Source organism: Sorangium sp. So ce834 (assembly GCF_051521425.1).
Lineage (GTDB): Bacteria > Myxococcota_A > Polyangia > Polyangiales > Polyangiaceae > Sorangium > Sorangium cellulosum_D.
Genome location: NZ_CP150351.1, coordinates 2337309 through 2362517, shown reverse-complemented (window position 1 = coordinate 2362517; position 25209 = coordinate 2337309). Strand labels below are relative to the sequence as shown.

At 71.9% G+C, this 25209-nt stretch carries 1 protein-coding gene (cut by a window edge); it reads right to left on the bottom strand.

Annotation, left to right across the window (positions count from 1 at the left end; all coding sequences use genetic code 11):
• Nucleotides 1-25209: the 5' portion of a type I polyketide synthase gene (locus WMF20_RS08455; RefSeq protein ID WP_437612229.1), read on the bottom strand. It extends 7803 nt beyond the left edge of the window; 25209 of the gene's 33012 nt are visible here — the first part of the coding sequence; it begins with the start codon at nucleotides 25207-25209; its stop codon lies beyond the left edge, outside the window.

Below are 25209 nucleotides of genomic sequence, written 5' to 3'. Positions count from 1 at the left end.
GAAGCGCACCGCCTCGCGCACCTGCCTCACCCAGTACTCGGCCGACATCAGCGCTTCTTCGCCACCGAGCTCGCCCGTCACGCCGCTCACCACGGGTACCTGCGGCCTCCCATACGCGCACTCCCGCGCCACCCTCCCGTACTCTTCCATCATCCCGTCCATGTGCGCGCTGTGGAATGCGTGCGACACACGCAGACGCCGCGTGCGCCGGCCCTGCGCCTCCAGCCGTCGCGCCACCGCGAGCACCGCCGCTTCGTCCCCGCTCAGCACCGTCTGCATCGGCGCGTTCAGCCCGGCGATGCTCAGTCGCCCCTGCGCCCCGACCTCCGACAGCGCCCGCTGCACCTCCGGCTCCGAGGCCTCCACCGACACCATCGCTCCCCCGGCCTCGCACCCCTGCATCAGCCGACCTCGGGCGCACACTAGCTTCGCTGCGTCCGCAAGGCTCAGCACACCCGCCACGTGCGCAGCGCTCAGCTCTCCTATCGAGTGCCCCAGCAGCGCAGCGGGCTTCAGCCCCCACGACTCCCACTGACGGTACAGCGCCACTTCCAGCGCAAACAGCCCGGGCTGCGTGTACTCCGTCCGCTCCAGCAACGCTCCTTCCTCGCTGCCCGCAGCCGCAAACACCACCTCCCGCAGACCACGCGCGAGGTGCGCGTCCAGCGCCTCGCACACCTCGTCGAACGCCGCACGGAACACGGGGTACACTTCGTAAAGCCTATTCCCCATCCCGAGCCGCTGGCTGCCCTGCCCCGTGAACAGCACCGCAAGCTTCCCGCCTCGCTTCGCCGTCCCGCTCACCACCGCCGCATCCGGCCGCCCCGACGACAGCGCGCGAAGACCCTCCACAGCTCCCGCAGCGCTCGCCGCAAGCACCGACGCCCGCGACTCGAAGTGCGTCCGGTGCAGCGCCGCCGTCCTCACCACGTCCGACCACCCCACCTCCCCGTGCTCTTCCAGCCACTTCGCCCACCGCCCCGCCTGCGCCGCCACCGAGGCCTCGTCTCGCCCCGACAGCAACAGCGGTATCGCAACACCCTCCGCCGCCACCGGCTCGCGCACCGCCTCCACCGGCTCGCGCGCCGCCTCCACCGGCGCCTCTTCGAGGATGACATGCGCGTTCGTCCCGCTGATCCCGAACGACGACACGCCCGCGCGCCGCGCCCGGCCGTTGCGCCGCCACGGACGCGCCTCTTGCAGCAACGACAGCCCGCTCCCCTCCCACCCAATGTGCGGGCTCGGCTGCTCCGCGTGCAGCGTCTTCGGCAGCACCTCGTGCTGCATCGACAGCACCATCTTGAGCACACCGGCTACGCCCGCCGCAGCCTGCGCGTGCCCAAGGTTCGACTTCGACGAGCCAAGGTACAGCGGTCGCTCGGCCTTGCGCCCAGGCCCGAACACTTCCGCGAGCGCTCCGGCCTCGATCGGATCTCCGAGGCTCGTGCCCGTACCATGCGCCTCCACCGCGTCGATGTCCTCGGGCGACAGCCCGCACGACGACAGCGCCTGCTGGATCACCCGCTGCTGGGCAGGGCCGTTCGGCGCCGTCAGGCCTTGGCTGCGACCGTCCTGGTTCACCGCTGACCCACGGACCACCGCAAGCACACGGTCACCGTCGCGCCGCGCGTCCGACAGCCGCTTCAGCACCAGCATCCCGCACCCCTCCGACCAGCCCGCGCCGTCCGCCTGCCCAGAGAAGCTCTTGCAGCGGCCGTCTCGGGCCATCCCCTTGAGACGGCTGAACTCCACGAACAACGCGGGGGTGCTCATCACCGTCACCCCGCCGGCCAGCGCCAGGTCGCATTCACCCTGACGCAACGCCGTGCACGCGAGGTGCAACGACACCAGCGACGACGAGCACGCCGTGTCCACCGTCATCGCTGGGCCATGCAGCCCGAGCACGTAGGCCACACGGCCTGAGAGCACGCTCGCCGCGCTCCCGATGCCCCGGTACCCGTCCAGCGTCTCCAGCCCGCCACCCTGGTAAGCGCCATAGTCCGAACCCGCGGCCCCCAGATACACTCCGGTGGCGCTCCCGCTCAGCGCCGACGGGCGCACGCCGGCACGCTCCAATGCCTCCCACGCCGTCTCCAGCACCAGCCGCTGCTGGGGATCCATCGACTGCGCCTCGCGCGGCGATATCCCGAAGAAGTCCGCGTCGAACAGGTCGATGTCCCGCAAGAATCCACCCTCGCGCGCGTAGCTCTTGCCCACCGCCTCCGGGTCGGGGTCGTAGACCGAAAGCGCCTCCCAGCGCGCAGGGAGGCCCTCGATCGCGTCTTTCCCCTCGGCCAAGAGACGCCAGTAGTCTTCCGGCGTCTCGACGCCTCCAGGCAGCCGGCACGCCATCGATACGATCGCCACCGCCTCGTCTTCTCTCGCGCGACGGCGCACCCCCCCGCGGGCTCCCGTCACCTGCGGTCCCGAAAAGGCCTGCTTCAGCAGCAACTCCGCGATGGCCCGCGGCGTCGGGTAGTCGAAGACCAGCGTCGCCGGCAAGGACGTCTCCGTCCGGGCGGCGAGGCGGTTGCGCAGCTCCACCGCCATCAGCGAGTCGAGCCCGAGGCCCTTCAGCACCTGCTCCGCCCCCACGGCCTCGCTGCGCTGGAGCCCGAGCACCGCGGCGACCTCGCCCCGCACCAGCTCGATGAGCGCATTCAGCCGCTCCGCCTCCGGCAGCGCCGAGAGGCGCCCGCGCAGCGCCGAGGCGTCTCGCCTCGTCGCCGTGGACGCCTTGCGCAAGCTGGGGCGCAACAGCGCACGAAACAGCGCCGGCAGCTCGCCGTTGGCCTCCAGCCCACGCCGCAGCTGCGCGAGATCCAGGTGCATAGGGACCAGGCTCGCTTCAGGGCGTGACAGCGCGGCGTCCAGCAGCGAAAGCCCCTCTTCCACGGACATCGACACGACTCCGTAGCGACTGAACCGTGCCAGCTCCGCGGCCCCCAGCTGTGCCGCCATGCCACCACCGGCCGGTGTCCAGACACCCCAGGCGAGGCTCGTCGCCGCGAGCCCGCGGCCGCGGCGGTGCGCCGCGAACGCGTCGAGGAACGTATTCGCCGCCGCGTAATTGCCCTGGCCCGCCGTGCCCAACGTACCGGCCGCCGACGAGAACAGCACGAACGCCGCGAGATCCAGCTCCCGCGTCAGCTCGTGCAGGTGCAGCGCCCCGTCCACCTTCGGCGCCAGCACCCACGAGAGGCGCTCGGCCGTCTGCGTCTGAATCACGCCATCATGGACCACGCCAGCCAGGTGCAGCACCGCGCTCAGCGGGCGCGCCGCGTCGATGCCGGCCAGCACGCGGGCGATCTCCTCCCGCTTCGACACGTCGCACGCCACCATCGACACGGTCTCGGCGCCGAGCTCCTCGAGCGATTGCACAAGCTCGCGGGCCCCGGGCGCCTCCAGCCCCCGGCGCGACGTCAGCACAAGGTGCCTCACCCCGTGCGCGCGCACCAGATGGCGTGTCACCGCCTGCCCCAGACCGCCCACGGCTCCGGTCACCAGCACGGTGCCCGCAGGGTCCAGCCCGCGGGCTCGGGTGAGCTCTTCCGCTGCCGCCTGTACGCGCACCAGGCGCGCGGCCAGCGCAGCGTCCCCGCGCAGCGCAAGCTCCGGCTCCGCCGCCGTCGCCAGCGCCCGCGCCAGCAGCCCAGCGTCCACGGGCTCGGTCCCCACATCGATCAAGCGCAGCTGGCGCTCGGGGTGCTCGCTGCGCGCCGTGCGAATAAGCCCCCACAGCGGCCCGTGCGCCAGGTCCTCGACGGCGTCGTCCGGAGCTGCGCTGACCGCGCCCCGCGTCACCCACACCAGCTCGACAGCGTCGAGCCGCGGCTCCGACAACCACGCTTGCAGCAGCGACAGCGCCTGCCTCGTCGCCTCGTGCGACGACCCCGCCACGTCCGAGCGCGGTGAGCTGGCAGCGTTCGTGTCGATCACCACCCGCACAGGCGTTGGCGCGCCCCGCTCGATCCAAGCGCGCAATGCATCGAGATCGGCAATCGCCTCCGCCCCCAGGGTCTCGGCCAGCTGCCCTCGTCCCTCCGCTGCACCGAGGACCACCAGCGAGCCCGCCTCCAGGGGGGCTTGCGCGAGGCTCACGGGCTGGAAGCTCACCCGGTACAGGTGCTGCTCATCGGTGCGGGTGACCGCCCTCAATTGCTCGGCCGTCACACGGCGCAAACGCAAAGCACCGACGCTCACCACCGGCTGGCCTGCGGCATCTGCAGCGCACAGAGATGCCGTTGCCTGCGTGGAGCCGTCTGTCTCTTCGAGCTCCACGCGCACCCGAAGCTCGCTCGGACCCGTGGCATGCGTTGCGGCGTCTGCCCAGGAGAAGGGCATCAACAACGCATCCGCCTCCCAATGCCCCTCGCCGGCTGCGCCAAGCACCTGCAGTGCTGCATCCATCAGGACGGGATGCAGGCCATACGCCTCCGCCCTGTCCTTCTCGGTTCCTGGCAGCACCACCCGGCCGTAAAGCCTGGTGCCTTGGCGCGACAGCTCCACGAGGCCCTGGAACGTCGGACCATAGTGGAGCCCGCGCTCACGCAGCCGCTCGTAAAACCCGGTCAGGTCCACCTCCTCCGCGCCCGGCACAGGCCACGTCGACAGCTCGTCGAGCTCGTCAGGGATGCCGGGGAGCTCGTCCGTCAACACCCCCGTCGCGTGCTGCACCCACGGCGCGTCCTCCGGCGCCTGCTCAGGCTGGCTGTACAGCCCCACCTCGCGCCGGCCCGCCGCATCTGGCGCTCCGATCATCACCTGCAGCCGCGCCGCGCCCTCCTCGGCCAGCACCAGCGGCTCGGCGAGCGTGAGCTCCGACAGCGACCGGCTGCCTACCGCGCGCCCCGCCGCCAGCGCAAGCTCCAGCATCCCCGTGCCCGGAAACACCACCTGGCCAAACACACCATGATCCCGAAGCCACGCATGCTCCGCCAGCGACAGCCTCCCTGTGAACAGGTGCCCCTCGCCGTCGGCGAGCTTCGTCGCGGCGCCGAGCAGCGGATGGGCGGCCGCCTTCAGCCCCGCCGAGCCCACGTCACCGCGCGCCCTCGGCGCCTCCAGCCAGTAGCGCTGCCGCTGGAATGCGTACGTCGGCAGCTCCACGGCACGACCGCCATGGCCCGGCAGCGCCCGTGTCCAGTCCACCTCGTGCCCTTGCACGTGCAGCTGCCCCAGCGTCCTGTACAGCTGCGACAACCCACCTTCGTCGCGCTGCAAGCTCCCCACCACCACCCCCTGCGCCTCCGCGCACGCCGTCGTCAGCGGCATCGCCAGCACCGGGTGCGCGCTCACCTCCACGAACACGCCGTGCCCGTCCTCCAGCAGCTTCGACAGCGCTCGGTCCAGGCGCACCGTCTGCCGAAGGTTGCGGCACCAGTACTCGCCGTCCAGCGCCTCGCCCCGCGACATTTCTCCTGTCACCGTCGAGTAAAACGGCAGCTGCGTCGCCTTCGGCCTGAGCGACGACAGCTTCGCTCCTAGCTCGGGCAGCAGCGCATCCATGTGCGCGCTGTGCGACGCGTAGTCGACGTTCACCTTCCGGCAGAACACACCTTCTGCCGTCAGCTCCACCATCAGCCCGTCCACCGCCTCCACGTCACCCGACACCACCGTCGAGCTCGACGTGTTCACCGCCGCTATCGCAAGCGCCTCCCCGTACGGCGCGATGCGCTCCTGCACCTCCGACACCGGCCGCTCGACCAGCATCATCGCCCCCATCCCCGACTGCTGCCGCACCGCCTGGCTGCGCAGCGCCACTACCCGCGCTCCCTCCGCAAGCGACAGCGCTCCGCACACCACCGCCGCCGACACCTCGCCCTGGCTGTGGCCCACCACCGCCGCAGGCTCCAGCCCCAGCGACCGCCACGCCGCGGCCAGACCCACGCACATCGCGAACAGCGCAGGCTGCACCACGTCCACCCGCTCCAGCGACGGCTGCTCCTCCCCGCCATCTCCGCGCAGCACCGACAGCACAGACCAGCCCGTCCACGGCCGCAGCGCCTCATCGCACGCCCGCACCGCCTCCGCGAACGCCGCGCTCTGCTCCAGCAGCGCCCGGCCCATCCCCGGCCACTGGCTCCCTTGGCCGGGGAACACGAACACCACCTTGCCTCGCGCACGCGCCGTGCCCGCCGACACCGCCCGGTGGCCGCGACCCTGCGACAGCGCCCGCAGCGCCTCCTCCGCCTCCGACACGCTCGCCGCAAGCACCGATGCGCGAGAGGCGAAGTGCGTCCGGTGCAGCGCCGCTGTCCTCACCACGTCCGACCACTGCACCTCCCCGTGCTCTCCGAGCCACTTCGCCCAGCGCTCCGCCTGCGCCGCCACCGAGGCCTCGTCTCGCCCCGACAGCAACAGCGGCATCGCAACACCCTCCGCCGCCAACGGCTCGCGCACCGGCTCGCGCATCGCCTCCACCGGCGCCTCTTCGAGGATGACATGCGCGTTCGTCCCGCTGATCCCGAACGACGACACGCCCGCGCGCCGCGCCCGGCCGTTGCGCCGCCACGGACGCGCCTCTTGCAGCAACGACAGCCCGCTCCCCTCCCACCCAATGTGCGGGCTCGGCTGCTCCGCGTGCAGCGTCCGCGGCAGCACCTCGTGCTGCATCGACAGCACCATCTTGATCACACCGACTACACCCGCCGCAGGCCCCGTATGCCCCAGGTTGGACTTCGACGAGCCCAGGTACAGCGGTCGCTCGGCCTTGCGCCCAGGCCCGAACACCTCCGCGAGCGCTCCGGCCTCGATCGGATCTCCGAGGCTCGTGCCCGTACCATGCGCCTCCACCGCGTCGATGTCCTCGGGCGACAGCCCGCACGACGAGAGCGCCCGCTGGACCACCCGCTGCTGCGCGGGGCCGTTCGGCGCCGTCAGGCCCTGGCTGCGACCGTCCTGGTTCACCGCTGACCCACGGACCACCGCAAGCACACGGTCACCGTCGCGCCGCGCATCCGACAGCCGCTTCAGCACCAGCATCCCGCACCCCTCCGACCAGGTGACGCCGTCAGCTCGCGCAGAGAAGCTCTTGCAGCGGCCGTCGCGGGCCATCCCCTTGAGACGGCTGAACTCCACGAAGAGCATGGGGGTGCTCATCACCGCCACCCCGCCGGCCAGGGCCAGGTCGCATTCACCCTGACGCAGCGCCGTGCACGCGAGGTGCAGCGACACCAGCGACGACGAGCACGCCGTGTCCACCGTGAGCGCTGGCCCCTGCAGCCCGAGCACGTAGGCCACACGGCCTGAGAGCACGCTCGCCGCGCTCCCGGTGCTTTGGTACCCGTCCAGCGCCGCCAGGTCGCCGCCGTGAAGAGCACCGTAGTCCGAGCCCAACGAGCCCAGGTACACCCCGGTGGCGCTCTCGCTCAGCGCCGACGGGCGCACACCGGCCCGCTCCAATGCCTCCCACGTCGTCTCCAGCACCAGCCGCTGCTGAGGATCCATCGACTGCGCTTCGCGCGGCGATATCCCGAAGAAGTCCGCGTCGAACAGGTCGATGTCCCGCAGGAATCCACCCTCGCGCACGTAGGTCTTGCCCACCGCCTCCGGATCGGGGTCGTAAATCGAAAGCCCGTCCCAGCGCGCAGGGAAGCCCGCGATTACGTCCCTCCCTTCCGCCAGGAGACGCCAGTAGTCTTCCGGTGTCTCGACGCCCCCCGGCAGCCGGCACGCCATCGATACGATCGCGATCGGCTCGTCCTCCCGCCCCCGGCGACGTGCCCGCGGACGGGATTCCACCAACAGCAGCTCCGAAAACGCGTGTCTCAGGAGCAGCTCTGCGATGGCCCGCGGTGTCGGGTAGTCGAAGACCAGCGTCGCCGGCAGGGAGATCTCGGCTCGGACGCTGAGCCGGCGACGCAGCTCCACCGCCATCAACGAGTCGAGCCCCAGCTCCTTGAGCACCTGCTCTGCCCCCACGGCCTCGCTGCGCTGGAGCCCGAGCACCGCGGCGGTCTCGCCCCGCACCAGCTCGACGAGCGCATTTAGCCGCTCCGCCTCCGGCAGCGCCGAGAGGCGCTCGCGGAGCGCCGCGGCGTCTCGCCTCGTTGCCGTTGCCGTGGACGCCTTGCGCAAGCTGGGGCGCAACAGCGCACGAAACAGCGCCGGCAGCTCGCCGCTGGACTCCAGCCCACGCTGCAGCTGCGCGAGATCCAGGTGCACTGGGACCAGGCTCGCTTCGGAGCGCAAAAGCGCGGCGTCCAGCAGAGCGAGGCCCTCTTCCACCGGCATCGGCACGAACCCGTTGCGCCTCATGCGCGACAGCTCGGCCTGGCCCAGATGCGCTGTCATCCCCACGCCCGCCTGTGTCCAGAAGCCCCACGCCAGGCTCGTCGCCGCGAGCCCGCCGCCGCGCCGGTGCGCCGCGAGCGCGTCGAGGAACGTGTTCGCCGCCGCGTAGTTGCTCTGGCCCGCCGTGCCAAACGTGCCGGCCGCCGACGAGAACAGCACGAACGCCGCGAGATCCAGCTCCCGCGTCAGCTCGTGCAGGTGCAGCGCCCCATCCACCTTCGGCGCGAACACCCGTGAAATGCGCTCCGGCGTCTGCGACGACAGGACGCCGTCGTCGAGCACGCCGGCCAGGTGCAGCACCGCGCTCAGCGGGCGCGCCGCGTCGATGCCGGCCAGCACGCGCGCGACATCCTCCCGCTTCGACACGTCGCACGCAGCCACCGTCACCGTCTCGGCGCCGAGTTCCGCGAGCGATTGCACAAGCTCGCGGGCCCCGGGCGCCTCCAGCCCGCGCCGCGACGTCAGCACAAGGTGCCGCACCCCGTGCGCGCGCACCAGGTGCGCCGCGACCGCCTGTCCCAGCTCCCCTGTCCCGCCGGTCACCAGCACCGTGCCCGCAGGGTCCAGCTCGCGGGCTCCTCGGGTGAGCTCTTCCGCTGCCGCCTGTACGCGCACCAGGCGCGCGGCCAGCGCAGCGCCCCCGCGCAGCGCAAGCTCCGGCTCCGCCGCCGTCGCCAGCGCCCGCGCCAGCAGCCCAGCGTCCACAGGCTCGGTCCCCACATCGATCAAGCGCAGCCGGCGCTCGGGGTGCTCGCTGCGCGCCGTGCGAACAAGCCCCCACAGCGGCGCGCGCGCCAGGTCCTCGACGGCGTCGTCCGGCGCCGCGCCCACCGCGCCCCGCGTCACCCACACCAGCTCGACAGCATCGAGCCGCGGCTCCGACAGCCACGCTTGCAGCAGCGACAGCGCCTGCCTCGTCGCCTCATGCGACGACACCGCCACGTCCAACGGGCTCGGGCTCGCGGCGGTGACGTCGACCACCACCCGCTCAGGCGCGCTCGCGCCCTGCTCGAGGCGCGCAACCAATGCATCGAGATCGGCAATCGCCTCCGCCCCCAGGGCTTCGGCCAGCCGCGCTCCTCCCTCCGGTGCACCGACGACCACCAGCGAGCCCGCCTCCGGGACGCTCGCCACCACGCTCACCGGTTGGAAGTCCACCCGGTACAGCTGCTGGGCATTGGCACGGCTGGCCACTGCCAGCTGCTCCGCTGTCGCTCGCCGCAGATGCAGGGCGCCGACGCTGGCCACAGCCTGGCCCGCCGCGTCCGCCGCCCACAGCGACGCCACCGCTTGCGTCATGTCGCCTTCAAGCTCCAGCATCACCCGGAGCTCGCGCGGTCCCGTCGCGTGCAGCGCCACGTCCGACCACGAGAAGGGCAGCAGCGCCATGTCCGCTCCAGCCGCCTCCGAAGAGGCCGCGAACAGCGCATGCAGCGCGGCATCCATCAGCGCCGGGTGCACCCCATACGCCTCGGCGCTGTCCATCGCGCTCTCGGGCAACACCATCCGGCCGTAAAGCCTCGTGCCTTGGCGCGACAGCTCCACGAGGCCCTGGAACGTCGGACCGTAGTCGAGCCCGCCCTCACGCAGCCGCTCGTAAACCCCGGTCAGGTCCACCTCCTCCGCGCCCGGCACAGGCCACGTCGACAGCTCGTCGAGCTCGCCAGGAGCGCCGGGGGGCTCGTCCGTCAACACCCCCGTCGCGTGCTGCACCCACGGCGCGTAATCCGGGGCCTGCTCAGGCTGGCTGTACAGCCCCACCTCGCGCCGGCCCGCCGCATCTGGCGCTCCGATCATCACCTGCAGCCGCGCCGCGCCCTCCTCGGCCAGCACCAGCGGCTCGGCCAGGACCAGCTCCGACAGCGACCGGCTATCGACCGCGCGCCCCGCCGCCAGCGCCAGCTCCAGCATCCCCGTGCCCGGAAACACCACCTTGTCAAACACCTTGTAATCCCGAAGCCACGCATGCTCCGCCAGCGACAGCCTCCCTGTGAACAGGTGCCCCTCGCCGTCGGCGAGCTTCGTCGCGGCGCCGAGCAGCGGATGGGCGGCCGCCTTCAGCCCCGCCGAGCCCACGTCACCGCGCGCCCTCGGCGCCTCCAGCCAGTAGCGCTGCCGCTGGAACGCGTACGTCGGCAGCTCCACGGGCCGGCCGCCACGGCCCGACAGCACCTGGGCCCAGTCCACCTCGTGCCCCTGCACGTGCACCGTCGCCACCGCCGTCGCCAGCGCGCGCTCTTCCTCCTGCTCTCGCCGCAGGCTCGTCACAAACGTCGCCTCGGCTCCCTCCGGCAGGCACCCCGCCCCCAGCGCGCACAGCACGCCATCCGGCCCGCACTCGACGTATGTGCTCACCCCCGCCGCCGCAAGCGTGCGCATCCCGTCCAGGAAACGCACCGCCTCGCGCACCTGCCTCACCCAGTACTCGGCCGACATCAGCGCTTCTTCGCCGCCGAGCTCGCCCGTCACGCCGCTCACCACCGCCAGCTGCGGCCGCGCGTACGTGCACTCCCGCGCCACCTTCCCGAACTCCTCCAGCATCCCGTCCATGTGCGCGCTGTGGAACGCGTGCGACACACGCAGACGCCGCGTGCGCCGGCCCTGCGCCTCCAGCCGCCGCGCCACCGCGAGCACCGCCGCTTCGTCCCCGCTCAGCACCGTCTGCATCGGCGCGTTCAGCCCGGCGATGCTCAGTCGCCCCTGCGCCCCGACCTCCGACAGCGCCCGCTGCACCTCCGGCTCCGAGGCCTCCACCGACACCATCGCTCCCCCGGCCTCGCACCCCTGCATCAGCCGACCGCGGGCGCACACTAGCTTCGCTGCGTCCGCAAGGCTCAGCACACCCGCCACGTGCGCAGCGCTCAGCTCTCCTATCGAGTGCCCCATCAGCGCAGCGGGCTTCAGCCCCCACGACTCCCACTGACGGTACAGCGCCACTTCCACCGCAAACAGCCCGGGCTGCGTGTACTCCGTCCGCTCCAGCTGCGCTCCTTCCTCGCTGCCCGCAGCCGCGAACACCACCTCTCTCAACCCACGGTCGAGGTGCGCGTCCAGCGCCTCGCACACCTCGTCGAACGCCGCACGGAACACGGGGTACACTTCGTAAAGACTCTTCCCCATCCCGAGCCGCTGGCTGCCCTGCCCCGTGAACAGCACCGCAAGCTTCCCCCCGCGCACTCCCGTCCCGCGCACCACCCCTGCCGCGGCTCGACCCTCCGACAGCGCCCTCAGCCCCTCCACAGCTTCCGCAGCGCTCGCCGCAAGCACCGACGCCCGCGTGGCGAAGTGCGTCCGGTGCAGCGCCGCCGTCCTCACCACGTCCGACCACCCCACCTCCCCGTGCTCTTCCAGCCACTTCGCCCAGCGCCCCGCCTGCGCCCCCACCGAGGCCTCGTCTCGCCCCGACAGCAACAGCGGTATCGCAGCACCCTCCGCCGCCACCGGCTCGCGCACCGCCTCCACCGGCTCGCGCGCCGCCTCCACCGGCGCCTCTTCGAGGATGACATGCGCGTTCGTCCCGCTGATCCCGAACGACGACACGCCCGCGCGCCGCGCCCGGCCGTTGCGCCGCCACGGACGCGCCTCTTGCAGCAACGACAGCCCGCTCCCCTCCCACCCAATGTGCGGGCTCGGCTGCTCCGCGTGCAGCGTCTTCGGCAGCACCTCGTGCTGCATCGACAGCACCATCTTGAGCACACCGGCTACGCCCGCCGCAGCCTGCGCGTGCCCAAGGTTCGACTTCGACGAGCCCAGGTACAGCGGTCGCTCGGCCTTGCGTCCAGGCCCGAACACCTCCGCGAGCGCTCCGGCCTCGATCGGATCTCCGAGGCTCGTGCCCGTACCATGCGCCTCCACCGCGTCGATGTCCTCGGGCGACAGCCCGCACGACGACAGCGCCTGCTGGATCACCCGCTGCTGCGCGGGGCCGTTCGGCGCTGTCAGGCCTTGGCTGCGACCGTCCTGGTTCACCGCTGACCCACGGACCACCGCAAGCACACGGTCACCGTCGCGCCGCGCGTCCGACAGCCGCTTCAGCACCAGCATCCCGCACCCCTCCGACCAGCCCGCGCCGTCCGCCTGCCCAGAGAAGCTCTTGCAGCGGCCGTCGCGGGCCATCCCCTTGAGCCGGCTGAACTCCACGAACAACGCGGGGGTGCTCATCACCGTCACCCCGCCGGCCAGCGCCAGGTCGCATTCACCCTGACGCAACGCCGTGCACGCGAGGTGCAGCGACACCAGCGACGACGAGCACGCCGTGTCCACCGTCATCGCTGGGCCATGCAGCCCGAGCACATAAGCCACACGGCCTGAGAGCACGCTCGCCGCGCTCCCGGTGCCCCGGTACCCGTCCAGCGCCTCCAGCCCGCCGGTATGAAGAGCACCGTAGTCCGAGCCCATCGACCCGAGATACACTCCGGTGGCGCTCCCGCTCAGCGCCGACGGGCGCACGCCGGCACGCTCCAATGCCTCCCACGCCGTCTCCAGCACCAGCCGCTGCTGGGGATCCATCGACTGCGCCTCGCGCGGCGATATCCCGAAGAAGTCCGCGTCGAACAGGTCGATGTCCCGCAAGAATCCACCCTCGCGCGCGTAGCTCTTGCCCACCGCCTCCGGATCGGGGTCGTAGACCGAAAGCGTCTCCCAGCGCGCAGGGAGGCCCTCGATCGCGTCTTTCCCCTCGGCCAAGAGACGCCAGTAGTCTTCCGGCGTCTCGACGCCTCCAGGCAGCCGGCACGCCATCGATACGATCGCCACCGCCTCGTCTTTCCCCGCATGACGACGCGCCCGCGCTTCCTTCACCTGCAGCCCCGAGAACGCCTGCTTCAGCAGCAGCTCTGCGATCGCTCGCGGCGTCGGGTAGTCAAAGACCAGCGTCGCCGGCAAGGACGTCTCCGCCCGGGCGGCGAGGCGGTTGCGGAGCTCCACCGCCATCAACGAGTCGAGCCCGAGGCCCTTCAGCACCTGCTCTGCCCCCACGGCCTCGCTGCGCTGGAGCCCGAGCACCGCGGCGACCTCGCCCCGCACCAGCTCGATGAGCGCATTCAGCCGCTCCGCCTCCGGCAGCGCCGAGAGGCGCCCGCGCAGCGCCGAGGCGTCTCGCCTCGTTGCCGTTGCCGTGGACGCCTTGCGCAAGCTGGGGCGCAACAGCGCACGAAACAGCGCCGGCAGCTCGCCGCTGGTCCCCAGCCCACGCTGCAGCTGCGCGAGATCCAGGTGCACTGGGACCAGGCTCGCTTCGGAGCGCAAAAGCGCGGCGTCCAGCAGAGCGAGGCCCTCTTCCACCGGCATCGGCACGAACCCGTTGCGCCTCATGCGCGACAGCTCGGCCTCGCCCAGGTGCGCTGTCATCCCCACGCCCGCCTGTGTCCAGAAGCCCCACGCCAGGCTCGTCGCCGCGAGCCCGCCGCCGCGCCGGTGCGCCGCGAGCGCGTCGAGGAACGTGTTCGCCGCCGCGTAGTTGCTCTGGCCCGCCGTGCCAAACGTGCCGGCCGCCGACGAGAACAGCACGAACGCCGCGAGATCCAGCTCCCGCGTCAGCTCGTGCAGGTGCAGCGCCCCATCCACCTTCGGCGCGAACACCCGTGAAATGCGCTCCGGCGTCTGCGACGACAGGACGCCGTCGTCGAGCACGCCGGCCAGGTGCAGCACCGCGCTCAGCGGGCGCGCCGCGTCGATGCCGGCCAGCACACGCGCGACCTCCTCCCGCTTCGACACGTCGCACGCAGCCACCGTCACCGTCTCGGCGCCGAGCTCCGCGAGCGATTGCACAAGCTCGCGGGCCCCGGGCGCCTCCAGCCCGCGCCGCGACGTCAGCACAAGGTGCCGCACCCCGTGCGCGCGCACCAGGTGCGCCGCGACCGCCTGTCCCAGCTCCCCTGTCCCGCCGGTCACCAGCACCGTGCCCGCAGGGTCCAGCTCGCGGGCTCCTCGGGTGAGCTCTTCCGCTGCCGCCTGTACGCGCACCAGGCGCGCGGCCAGCGCAGCGCCCCCGCGCAGCGCAAGCTCCGGCTCCGCCGCCGTCGCCAGCGCCCGCGCCAGCAGCCCAGCGTCCACGGGCTCGGTCCCCACATCGATCAAGCGCAGCCGGCGCTCGGGGTGCTCGCTGCGCGCCGTGCGAACAAGCCCCCACAGCGGCGCGCGCGCCAGGTCCTCGACGGCGTCGTCCGGCGCCGCGCCCACCGCGCCCCGCGTCACCCACACCAGCTCGACAGCATCGAGCCGCGGCTCCGACAGCCACGCTTGCAGCAGCGACAGCGCCTGCCTCGTCGCCTCATGCGACGACACCGCCACGTCCAACGGGCTCGGGCTCGCGGCGGTGACGTCGACCACCACCCGCTCAGGCGCGCTCGCGCCCTGCTCGAGGCGCGCAACCAATGCATCGAGATCGGCAATCGCCTCCGCCCCCAGGGCTTCGGCCAGCCGCGCTCCTCCCTCCGGTGCACCGACGACCACCAGCGAGCCCGCCTCCGGGACGCTCGCCACCACGCTCACCGGTTGGAAGTCCACCCGGTACAGCTGCTGGGCATTGGCACGGCTGGCCACTGCCAGCTGCTCCGCTGTCGCTCGCCGCAGATGCAGGGCGCCGACGCTGGCCACAGCCTGGCCCGCCGCGTCCGCCGCCCACAGCGACGCCACCGCTTGCGTCATGTCTCCTGCTTCAAGCTCCAGCATCACCCGGAGCTCGCGCGGTCCCGTCGCGTGCAGCGCCACGTCCGACCACGAGAAGGGCAGCAGCGCCATGTCCGCTCCAGCCGCCTCCGAAGAGGCCGCGAACAGCGCATGCAGCGCGGCATCCATCAGCGCCGGGTGCACCCCATACGCCTCGGCGCTGTCCATCGCGCTCTCGGGCAACACCACCCGGCCGTAAAGCCTCGTGCCTTGGCGCGACAGCTCCACGAGGCCTTGGAACGTCGGACCGTAGTGGAGCCCGCGCTCACGCAGCCGCTCGTAAAACCCGGTCAGGTCCACCTCCTCCGCGCCCGGCACAGGCCACGTCGACAGCTCGTCGAGCTCGCCAGGAGCGCCGGGGGGCTCGTCCGTCAACACCCCCGTCGCGTGCTGCACCCACGGCGCGTCCTCCGGCGCCTGCTCAGGCTGGCTGTACAGCCCCACCTCGCGCCGGCCCGCCGCATCTGGCGCTCCGATCATCACCTGCAGCCGCGCCGCGCCCTCCTCGGCCAGCACCAGCGGCTCGGCGAGCGTGAGCTCCGACAGCGACCGGCTGCCTACCGCGCGCCCCGCCGCCAGCGCAAGCTCCAGCATCCCCGTGCCCGGAAACACCACCTGGCCAAACACACCATGATCCCGAAGCCACGCATGCTCCGCCAGCGACAGCCTCCCTGTGAACAGGTGCCCCTCGCCGTCGGCGAGCTTCGTCGCGGCGCCGAGCAGCAGATGGGCGGCCGCCTTCAGCCCCGCCGAGCCCACGTCACCGCGCGCCCTCGGCGCCTCCAGCCAGTAGCGCTGCCGCTGGAATGCGTACGTCGGCAGCTCCACGACACCACCGCCGTGGCCCGACAGCACCCGTGTCCAGTCCACCTCGTGCCCCTGCACGTGCAGCTGCCCCAGCGTCCTGTACAGCTGCGACAACCCACCTTCGTCGCGCTGCAGGCTTCCCACCACCACCCCCTGCGCCTCCGCGCACGCCGTCGTCAGCGGCATCGCCAGCACCGGGTGCGCGCTCACCTCCACGAACACGCCGTGCCCGTCCTCCAGCAGCTTCGACAGCGCTCGGTCCAGGCGCACCGTCCGCCGAAGGTTGCGGCACCAGTACTCGCCGTCCAGCGCCTCGCCCCGCGACACCTCTCCTGTCACCGTCGAGTAAAACGGCAGCTGCGTCGCCTTCGGCCTGAGCGACGACAGCTTCGCTCCTAGCTCGGGCAGCAGCGCATCCATGTGCGCGCTGTGCGACGCGTAGTCGACGTTCACCTTCCGGCAGAACACACCTTCTGCCGTCAGCTCCACCATCAGCCCGTCCACCGCCTCCACGTCACCCGACACCACCGTCGAGCTCGACGTGTTCACCGCCGCTATCGCAAGCGCCTCCCCGTACGGCGCGATGCGCTCCTGCACCTCCGACACCGGCCGCTCGACCAGCATCATCGCCCCCATCCCCGACTGCTGCCGCACCGCCTGGCTGCGCAGCGCCACTACCCGCGCTCCCTCCGCAAGCGACAGCGCTCCGCACACCACCGCCGCCGACACCTCGCCCTGGCTGTGGCCCACCACCGCCGCAGGCTCCAGCCCCAGCGACCGCCACGCCGCGGCCAGACCCACGCACATCGCGAACAGCGCGGGCTGCACCACGTCCACCCGCTCCAGCGACGGCTGCTCCTCCCCGCCATCTCCGCGCAGCACCGACAGCACAGACCAGCCCGTCCACGGCCGCAGCGCCTCATCGCACGCCTGCACCGCCTCCGCGAACGCCGCGCTCTGCTCCAGCAGCGCCCGGCCCATCCCCGGCCACTGGCTCCCTTGGCCGGGGAACACGAACACCACCTTGCCTCGCGCACGTGCCGTGCCCGCCGACACCGCCCGGTGGCCGCGACCCTGCGACAGCGCCCGCAGCGCCTCCTCCGCCTCCGACACGCTCGCCGCAAGCACCGATGCGCGTGAGGCGAAGTGCGTCCGGTGCAGCGCCGCTGTCCTCACCACGTCCGACCACTGCACCTCCCCGTGCTCTCCGAGCCACTTCGCCCAGCGCTCCGCCTGCGCCCCCACCGAGGCCTCGTCTCGCCCCGACAGCAACAGCGGTATCGCAACACCCTCCGCCGCCACCGGCTCGCGCATCGCCTCAAGCGGCGCCTCTTCGAGGATGACATGCGCGTTCGTCCCGCTGATCCCGAACGACGACACGCCCGCGCGCCGCGCCCGGCCGTTGCGCCGCCACGGACGCGCCTCTTGCAGCAACGACAGCCCGCTCCCCTCCCACCCAATGTGCGGGCTCGGCTGCTCCGCGTGCAGCGTCCGCGGCAGCACCTCGTGCTGCATCGACAGCACCATCTTGATCACCCCAGCCACGCCGGCGGCCGACTGCGCGTGCCCGAGGTTCGACTTCGACGAGCCCAGGTACAGCGGCCGCTCGGCCTTGCGCCCAGGCCCGAACACCTCCGCAAGCGCTCCCGCCTCGATGGGATCTCCGAGGCTCGTGCCCGTACCATGCGCCTCCACCGCGTCGATGTCCTCGGGCGACAGCCCGCACGACGACAGCGCCTGCTGGATCACCCGCTGCTGCGCGGGGCCGTTCGGCGCCGTCAGGCCCTGGCTGCGACCGTCCTGGTTCACCGCTGACCCACGGACCACCGCAAGCACACGGTCACCGTCGCGCCGCGCGTCCGACAGCCGCTTCAGCACCAGCATCCCGCACCCCTCGGCCCAGATGACGCCGTCCGCTTGGGCAGAGAAGCTCTTGCAGCGGCCATCTCGCGCAATGCCCTTGAGGCGGCTGAACTCCACGAAGGTCGCGGGCGTGGTCATCACCATCACCCCGCCGGCCAGCGCCAGGTCGCATTCGCCCCGGCGCAGGGCCATGCAGGCGAGGTGCAGCGACACCAGCGACGACGAGCACGCCGTGTCCACCGTGATCGCTGGGCCCTGCAGCCCAAGCACATACGCCACGCGGCCCGAGATGACGCTGCCGGCCCCGCCCGTGATGCGATAGCCATCGAGCGTCCTCAGGTCGTCCGCGTGGCCAGCGGCGTAGTCCGAGCCCATCCAGCCCAGGTACACCCCGGTGGCGCTCTCGCTCAGCACCGATGGGCGCACGCCGGCCCGCTCCAGCGCCTCCCACGCCGTCTCCAGCACCAGCCGCTGCTGGGGATCCATCGACTGCGCTTCGCGCGGCGATATCCCGAAGAACCCCGCGTCGAACAGGTCTACGTTCCGTAGAAATCCCCCCTCGCGCGCGTAGCTCTTGCCCACCGCCTCCGGATCGGGATCGTAAACAGAAGAAGCTTCATATCGGGAGGGGAAGCTCTCGATGACATCCTTCCCCTCATGGAGGACGCGCCAGAAATCCTCCGGCGTCTCGATGCCACCCGGCAGCCGGCACGCCATCGACACGATCGCGATCGGCTCGTCCTCCCTCACCCGACGGCGCACACGCGCGCCGCCCCCCGTCTCCTGTAGCTCCGAGAAGGCCTGCTTCAGGAGCAGCTCTGCGATGGCCCGCGGCGTCGGGTGGTCGAAGGCCAGGGTCGCCGGCAGCGAAGTCTCGGCCCGGGAGCTCAGCCGACTGCGCAGCTCCACCGCCATCAACGAGTCGAGCCCAACCTCCTTCAGCACCTGGTGGGGCTCCACCAACGCGGGGTGATGCAGCCCGAGCACCGCGGCGACCTCGCCCCGCACCAGGTCGATCAGCGCTTCGAGCCGCGCCGACTCCGGCAGCGCCGAGAGGCGCGCCCGAAGCGCCGAGGTCTCCTGTGTCCCGGAGGATGCCTTGCGCAGGCTCGGGCGCACGAGAGCCCGGAGCAGCGCGGGCACTCCGCCGCTGGCGTCAAGCCCCGATCGCAGCTTCCCCAGATCGAAGTGCGCCGGAACCAGGCTGGCTTCAGAGCGCGAGAGCGCGACGTCCAGCAGGAACAAGCCCTCTGCTACGTACATCGGGATAAATCCTGCGCGCCTGATGCGCGACAGCTCGGCCTCGCCCAGGGTGTCCGTCATGCCCCCGGCACCCGGCGCCCAGAAGCCCCAGGCGAGGCTCGTCGCCGCGAGCCCACGGCCGCGCCGGTGCGCCGCGAGCGCGTCGAGGAACGTGTTCGCCGCTGCGTAGTTGCTCTGGCCCGCCGTGCCAAACGTGCCGGCCACCGACGAGAACAGCACGAACGCCGCGAGATCCAGCTCCCGCGTCAGCTCGTGCAGGTGCAGCGCCCCATCCACCTTCGGCGCCAGCACCCGCGAGAGGCGCTCGGCCGTCTGGGCGGCGAGCACGCCGTCGTCGAGCACGCCGGCCAGGTGCAGCACCGCGCTCAGCGGGCGCGCCGCGTCGATGCCGGCCAGCACACGCGCGACCTCCTCCCGCTTCGACACGTCGCACGCAGCCACCGTCACCGTCTCGGCGCCGAGCTCCGCGAGCGATTGCACAAGCTCGCGGGCCCCGGGCGCCTCCAGCCCGCGCCGCGACGTCAGCACCAGGTGCCGCACCCCGTGCGCGCGCACCAGGTGCGCCGCCACGATCTGACCCAGGCCGCCCACGCCTCCGGTCACCAGCACCGTGCCCGCGGGGCCCAGCCCGCGGGCTTGCGTGAGCTCTTCCGCTGCCGCCTGTACGCGCACCAGGCGCGCGGCCAGCGCAGCGCCCCCGCGCAGCGCAAGCTCCGGCTCCGCCGCCGTCGCCAGCGCCCGCGCCAGCAGCCCAGCGTCCACAGGCTCGGTCCCCACATCGATCAAGCGCAGCCGGCGCTCGGGGTGCTCGCTGCGCGCCGCGCGAACAAGCCCCCACAGCGGCGCGCGCGCCAGGTCCTCGACGGCGTCGTCCGGCGCCGCGCCCACCGCGCCCCGCGTCATCCACACAAGCTCGACAGCATCGAGCCGTGGCTCCGACAGCCACGCTTGCAGCAGCGACAGCGCCTGCCTCGTCGCCTCATGCGACGACACCGCCACGTCCAACGGGCTCGGGCTCGCGGCGGTGACGTCGACCACCACCCGCTCAGGCGCGCTCGCGCCCTGCTCGAGGCGCGCAACCAATGCATCGAGATCGACAATCGCCTCCGCCCCCAGGGCTTCGGCCAGCCGCGCTCCTCCCTCCGGTGCACCGACGACCACCAGCGAGCCCGCCTCCGGGACGCTCGCCACCACGCTCACCGGTTGGAAGTCCACCCGGTACAGCTGCTGGGCATTGGCACGGCTGGCCACTGCCAGCTGCTCCGCTGTCGCTCGCCGCAGATGCAGGGCGCCGACGCTGGCCACAGCCTGGCCCGCCGCGTCCGCCGCCCACAGCGACGCCACCGCTTGCGTCATGTCGCCTTCAAGCTCCAGCATCACCCGGAGCTCGCGCGGTCCCGTCGCGTGCAGCGCCACGTCCGACCACGAGAAGGGCAGCAGCGCCATGTCCGCTCCAGCCGCCTCCGAAGAGGCCACGAACAGCGCATGCAGCGCGGCATCCATCAGCGCCGGGTGCACCCCATACGCCTCGGCGCTGTCCATCGCGCTCTCGGGCAACACCACCCGGCCGTAAAGCCTCGTGCCTCGACGCCAGAGCTCCACGAGGCCCTGGAACGCCGGACCGTAGTCGAGCCCGCCCTCACGCAGCCGCTCGTAAACCCCGGACAGGTCCACCTCCTCCGCGCCCGGCACAGGCCACGTCGACAGCTCGTCGAGCTCGCCAGGAGCGCCGGGGGTCTCGTCCGTCAACACCCCCGTCGCGTGCTGCACCCACGGCGCGTCCTCCGGGGCCTGCTCAGACTGGCTGTACAGCCCCACCTCGCGCCGGCCCGCCGTGTCCGGCGCTCCGACCGACAGCTGCAGCCGCGTCGCGCCCTCCTCGGCCAGCACCAGCGGCTCGGCGAGCGTGAGCTCCGACAGCGACCGGCTGCCCACCGCGCGTCCCGCCGCCAGCGCAAGCTCCAGCATCCCCGTGCCCGGAAACACCACCTGGCCAAACACCTGATGATCCCGAAGCCACGCATGCTCCGCCAGCGACAGCCTCCCTGTGAACAGGTGCCCCTCGCCGTCGGCGAGCTTCGTCGCGGCGCCGAGCAGCGGATGGGCGGCCGCCTTCAGCCCCGCCGAGCCCACGTCACCGCGCGCCCTCGGCGCCTCCAGCCAGTAGCGCTGCCGCTGGAATGCGTACGTCGGCAGCTCCACGGGCCGGCCGCCATGGCCCGACAGCACCTGGGCCCAGTCCACCTCGTGCCCTTGCACGTGCACCGTCGCCACCGCCGTTGCAAGCGCGCGCTCTTCCTCCTGCTCTCGCCGCAGGCTCGCCACAAACGTCGCCTCGGCTCCCTCCGGCAGGCACCCCGCCCCCAGCGCGCACAGCACGCCGTCGGGACCGCACTCGACGTATGTGCTCACCCCCGCCGCCGCAAGCGTGCGCATCCCGTCGAAGAACCTCACCGCCTCTCGCGCCTGCCTCACCCAGTACTCGGGTGACCTCAGCTCCTGCTCGCTCCACAGCTCGCCCGTCACGCTGCTCACCACGGGCACCTGCGGCATCCCATACGCGCACTCGCGCGCCACCTTCCCGAACTCTTCCAGCATCCCGTCCATGTGCGGGCTGTGGAACGCGTGCGACACGCGCAGACGCCGCGTGCGCCGGCCCTGCGCCTCGAACCGCCTCCCCACCTCCAGCACCGCCGCTTCGTCCCCGCTCAGCACCGTCTGGCTCGGACCGTTGATGCCCGCGACCCCGAGCGCGCCCTCCAGCCCCATCGCCGACAGCGCCCGCTGCACCTCCGGCTCCGAGGCCTCCACCGACATCATCGCTCCGCCCGCCTGGCACCTCTGCATCAGCCGACCGCGGGCGCACACTAGCTTCGCAGCGTCCGCAAGGCTCAGCACGCCCGACACATGCGCGGCGCTCAGCTCTCCTATCGAGTGCCCCATCAGCGCCGCGGGCTTCAGCCCCCACGACTCCCACTGCCGGTACAGCGCAACTTCCAGCGCAAACAACCCGGGCTGCGTGTACTCCGTCCGCTCCAGCAGCGCCTCCTGCTCGCTGCCCGCTTCCGCGAACACCACCTCTCTCAACCCACGGTCGAGATGCGCGTCCAGCGCCTCGCACACCTCGTCGAACGCCGCACGGAACACGGGGTACACTTCGTAAAGACCCTTACCCATCCCGAGCCGCTGGCTGCCCTGCCCCGTGAACAGCACCGCCAGCTTCCCCCCGTGCACTCCCGTCCCGCGCACCACACCTGCCGCGGCTCGACCCTCCGACAGCGCCCTCAGCCCCTCCACCGCCTCCGACACGCTCGCCGCCTGCACCGACGCCCGCGTGGCGAAGTGCGCGCGAGCGGTCGCCAGGGTGAAGGCGACGTCGACGAGAGCCATGTCGCCTCGGCCATCAAGATGTGTCGCCAGGCGCGCGGCGTTCTCCTGCAGGGCCTGCACCGTCTTCCCGGACACCACCAGCGGGAGAGTGACCGCGCGCGGAGTCGCCGCGCGGCCACCCGTGCGGACCGCGTCCCAGTCGACATCGATCCCTTCGCGCCACAACGCGCCGAGCAGCGCCTCCAGCCCGCCCCGCGCGGCCACCTCGCGCCAGCAGGTCGCGAGGACCACAGAACGGCTGTCTCCCCACGTCTTCAGCGACGCTTCAAACGAGCGCACCGCGACCGGATGCGGCCCCACCTCGACGATGCACGCGCTGTGCTGCCGCGCCACGCTCTCGACAGCTTCGACGAGCTGAACCGGCTCGCGGAGGTTCCGCGCCCAGTAGTGTCCATCGAGCTCCGGACCGGCGACATACCGGTTCGCGACCGTGGACCACATCGGGATCGTGGGCGCGCTGGGCTGGATCGCCGCGAGCTGCCGCTCGATCTCGGGGAGCAACGGCTCCATCTCGGCGGTATGAGCGGCGTAGTCGATGCGCACGCGCATGGTGCCGATGCCATCGCTCGCGAACCGGCGCACAAGACGCTCGACGGCATCGACCGGACCGGCCAGGCAAACCTGGCCGGGGGCCAGATGGACGGCGACCTGAACGCCCCCCGCGTCCCAGCTGGCGAGGACGCGCTCGGCCTGCGCGACCGACAGATCGGCGACGATCATCGCGCCACGTCCTGACGCATGATTCGCGATCAGAGCCGACCAGGTGGAGATCACCCGCGCCCCGTCGCGCAACGACAGGGCTCCCGCGACCACGGCCGCAGCGACCTCGCCGACGCTCTGGCCGAAAACGAGCTCAGGGACCACGCCCCAGCTTTGCAGGGTGCGAGCAAGCGCGACCTGAACGCTGAAGACCACGGGCTGCACGACGTCGGTTCGGTCGAGCCGCGAGCACGCCTCGTTCGCCGCGAGCTCGGCGATCACGGACCACCCGGTGAACTGCCGGACGGCTCGATCGCAGGCCTCGAGGGTCGCGCGGAACACCGGCTCCCCGGCCATCAGGTCACGGACCATGCCCGCCCAGTGGCCGCCGTGTCCTGAAAAGAAGAACACCAGCCGCGGCCTCGGCCGGGAAATCGGGCGGAGCTCCGCGCCACCGTCGGCCAGCTCCCGCAATGCAGCCTCCACCGAGGCGCCATCGCGCCCCTGGACCATGGCGCGAACGGAGCCCGTGCCGGGCTGCACCACGAGCCGCTCCGCATCGCGACCCGCGCCCGAAGCAGCGAAATCGGCCAGGAGGCGTCGCGCCGCATCGCGGAGCGCCTGCTCCCCATCAGCAGCCAAGGGGACGAGGATCTGCGGCCTGTAGGGAGACTCCTCCAGCGCAACATGGGCGTTCGTGCCGCCGAAGCCGAAGCTGCTGACGCCGGCAAGACGGCCCGCGTCCCTCGGCCAGCCTTGCTGCCGTGCGACAACCTCGAGCCGGAGCGCCTGAAAGTCGATGTGGGGGTTCGGGCTCTCGAAATGCAGGTTCGGCGGCAGCTGCCCGTGATGCAACGCGAGCGTCGCCTTGAGGAGCCCGGCGATGCCCGCCGCAGCCTCGAGGTGGCCGAAGTTCGTCTTTACCGAGCCGATGCGGAGCGGCTGCTCCCGGCCGGGCGCGAACACGGCGGCCAGCCCCGCGGCCTCGATAGGATCGCCGAGGATCGTGCCCGTACCATGGGTCTCGACGTATGCGACCTCCCGGGGCGCAACCCCCGCTCGCTGCCAGGCGTCTCGGATGACGTCAGCCTGGGCCTCAGGGTTCGGTGCCGTGAGTCCATTGGACGCGCCGTCGCTGTTCACGGCGCTGCCTCGCAGCACCGCGTAGATGCGATCGCCTGCGACGAGCGCGTCCGAGAGGCGGCGCAGCACCACCACGCCGCACCCCTCGCCACGGACGTAGCCGTTGGCACCTGCGGCGAAAGCCCGGCAGCGGCCGTCAGGGCTCATCGCGCCGAACTTGGTCATCTGGACCGTGGCGTGGGGGGTCAGCATGAGGTTGACCCCGCCCGCAAGCGCCAGATCCGCCTCCCCACGCCTGAGGCTCAGCGCCGCGAGATGCACGGCTACCAGCGAGGAGCTGCACGCCGTGTTGACCGTCATCACCGGCCCGCGAAGCCCCAGAGCGTAGGCGATGCGGGCGGGGATGATGGAGTTATCCCAGCCCACGGCGGAGTGTGGCTCTATGCCTGTCGCGTCCGCCCCCGCGACGCGGGCATACTCCTGCCACATGGCGCCGAAGAACACGCCCGTGCGAGACCCCCCGAGCGCGGTGGGAACGACGCGCGCGTCCTCGAGCGCTGCCCAGGCAGTCTCGAGCGCGAAGCGCTGCTGCGGATCCATCTGCCTGGCTTCAGCCGGCGAGATTCCGAAGAACCCTGCGTCGAAGTTCACGATCTCATTGAGAAAACCACCCCATCGGGTCGTCATCTTCCCGGGCGCCTGGGCGTCCGCGTCCAGCCAGGCCTCAGCGTCCCAGCGGTCCGGAGGAACCTCGACGATGGCATCCACGCCCGAGCACAGGGCCCGCCACATCCCCTCGGGGGACGCGATGCCGCCAGGCATGCGGCACCCGAGCCCGACGATGGCGACGGGCTCGTCGATGGACGACGACGCGATGGCGCGCGCGCCGAGGGCCGTCGAAATGGGCCCCCCGCTTGTATCCGCCAGATGCCTGGCAAGCGCGTTCAGGGTGCTGTGCTGCCATACCAGCGTGGCCGGGAGAGCGCGCCCCGTCCAGCTCGACAGCTTTTCAACCAGGAGCAGCGCCCTCGCGGAGTCGAGGCCCTGCTCGTGGAATCGAACATCATCCTGAACGGCTCCCGGCGCAACCTGCAGCAGATCCGCCAATGCATCGCGCAGAAACCCAAGCATTCTGTCCAT